Origin of the sequence: Streptomyces chlorus (assembly GCF_042655885.1) — a bacterium.
Taxonomy (GTDB): domain Bacteria; phylum Actinomycetota; class Actinomycetes; order Streptomycetales; family Streptomycetaceae; genus Streptomyces; species Streptomyces chlorus.
Window position 1 is genome coordinate 1 of sequence record NZ_JBHSOA010000104.1, and the last position, 1558, is coordinate 1558.

Genomic DNA, 1558 nt, shown 5'->3' on the forward strand with positions numbered 1-1558 from the left:
TCCACCAACTCGAACCAGCATCCCCACCAACCTACGCCCCGAAAGAGGAACCCTGCACTAGTGCTCTGACCGGGAAGGTTCACCGTGTTGTAGGAGGCGGGCAGCTTCCGCGGAAATCCGTTTCAGGGATTGCTGGGGTGCCTCTACTGTGGCGCGGTGATGACTGAGGTGATCGTTCTCAACGGTGGTTCCAGCTCGGGGAAGTCCGGGATCGCCCGGTGTCTGCAGGCGGTCCTGCCGGATCCGTGGCTGGCTCTCGGGACCGACACGCTGGTTGACGCGATGCCCGCGTCTATGCAGGCGTCGGATGCGGGGATCGAGTTCGCTCCGGACGGAGAGGTAATCGTCGGTCCGGAGTTCCGGACGCTGGAAGCGGCATGGATCGAGGGGGTCGCCGCGATGGCCCGTGCGGGCGCCCGGGTCATCGTCGATGAGGTCTTCCTCGGCGGAGCGGACTCGCAGCAGCGGTGGCAGAAGGCCTTGCGTGACCTGCGGGTGCTGTGGGTCGGCGTCCGGTGTGACAGTGCGGTGGCCGCAGGCCGTGAGGTCGCACGAGGCGATCGGACCATCGGGATGGCTGCCTCCCAGGCGGAAGTGGTCCACCGGGGCGTGGCCTATGACCTGGAGGTGGACACCACGCATACCGAGGCGATGGAGTGCGCACGGGCCATCGCCGCGCAGGTCAGGTGATCGACGGCCTGGCTGTCTGCCGCTGTGACCGCGGCACCGTGATGATCAGGCCGCTGCTGCCGGGGGCCGTCCGCCCCAGCGGATGCCCTTCTCGCTGCGGACCCGGGCCCGTTCGCGGCGTTGGGCGGCCAGCACGTCGCGGTGGCGGGCGTTGGTGTTGCGCCAGCGCAGGTAGCGGTGCAGCTCACGGGTCTGGACGGTGTGGTTGGGATGGTGGGAGTTGGCGAGGGTGAACTGCCGCAGCGGCCCGAAGTGCGCTTCGATCGGATTGGCCCAGGAGGCGTTGGTCGGGGTGAAGCACAGCTCGACCTTGTTCTTCTTCGCCCAGCGGCGGATCTTGTCGCCCGTGTGGGCGGAGAGGTTGTCCAAGATGATGTAGATCGGGGCGCCGTCGGGGCGGGCGGCCCGGATCGACTTCAGGGCCGCGAGGGTGTTGGCCGTGCCTTTGCGGCGGCGGTTGACGCCCCACAGGGTGTCGTCGCCGACGGAGTAGCAGCCGTGGAAGTAGGTGATGCCGTGGGTGCGGTGATAGGTCGCCGGCAGCCGGTCGGGGCGGCCCTGCTCGGCCCAGCAGGATCCTGCGGTGGGCCGGATGCCCAGCGGGCCGAACTCGTCGAAGGCGAACGTGCGGTCCGCGAAGTGCTCCAGGACGTGCTCGATCCGGTCGAGCTTGGCGTCGCGGTCGGGGTCGGTGGACTCCTTCCACGTCTTGGTGCGCTGGAAGGTGACCCCGCGGCGGGCCAGCAGCATCCGCAGGGCCTCACGGCCGATGCGGATCACCCTGCCGTGGACTTTGCGTAGATAGGCGACTCTGCTGCGCAATTCCCTGCGGGGTGACGGCGGGCACGGGATGATCGCTCGTGCGGTC

2 protein-coding genes are annotated in these 1558 nt (G+C 68.6%); one reads left to right on the forward strand and one right to left on the reverse strand.

The features are described from left to right. Nucleotides 1-159: 159 nt before the first annotated feature. Nucleotides 160-690: a chloramphenicol phosphotransferase CPT gene (gene cpt / locus ACFPZI_RS32990; protein WP_381370854.1), complete on the forward strand. Its 531-nt coding sequence runs from the start codon at nt 160-162 to the stop codon at nt 688-690. 45 nt (nt 691-735) lie between these two features. Here cpt and ACFPZI_RS32995 read toward each other — a convergent pair. Then, a partial coding sequence (locus ACFPZI_RS32995) for an IS630 family transposase (protein ID WP_381370853.1) occupies nt 736-1558 on the reverse strand: 823 nt, incomplete at its 5' end.